Below are 288 nucleotides of genomic sequence, written 5' to 3'. Positions count from 1 at the left end.
CAAATAAAACTGGCAATAACCATACGAGCAGTTTTTTCTGCATACTCCCTCCTTTCTACGATTCATTTTCTTCTAACTTTAATTCTCTATTCTTTTGATTCAACTCTTCTAATTTTTCATCAGAATGCTGTAAAAATTGCTCTACAATTTTAAAAATAGATTCGGTCATTTTGGTAACCCTGGAATATTGTAGACAAATTCCCCTTCTTTAGAGTATTGATACTTAGCCCGAACATACTTTGCTGCGTATTCCTCATTTTTCAATTTTGCAACCATCTCTGCTTCCTG

General features: G+C 33.7%; 2 protein-coding genes. Both read right to left on the bottom strand.

The genetic code is table 11. From position 1 onward, the window contains the following. Window positions 1-55: 55 nt before the first annotated feature. The gene (locus tag C1G53_RS13570) at window positions 56-169 is read right to left on the bottom strand and encodes an SP_0009 family protein (protein ID WP_004194325.1); all 114 of its coding nucleotides are present in this window, start codon (window positions 167-169) and stop codon (window positions 56-58) included. Continuing rightward, window positions 166-288, bottom strand: a 123-nt coding sequence (locus tag C1G53_RS10905; RefSeq protein ID WP_192873127.1) for a septum formation initiator family protein, incomplete at its 5' end; no start/stop codon positions are given. The genes C1G53_RS10905 and C1G53_RS13570, both read right to left, overlap by 4 nt.

It is taken from the genome of Streptococcus suis (assembly GCF_002960445.1).
GTDB lineage: Bacteria > Bacillota > Bacilli > Lactobacillales > Streptococcaceae > Streptococcus > Streptococcus hyiners.
The sequence above is the reverse complement of the archived record's forward strand: the minus strand, read 5'-3'. Positions and strand labels throughout refer to the sequence as shown.

Excerpts from the sequence above, each read along its gene's own strand:
- C1G53_RS13570 (WP_004194325.1), bottom strand. The coding sequence starts at position 169 with ATGACCGAATCTATTTTTAAAATTGTAGAGCAATTTTTACAGCATTCT.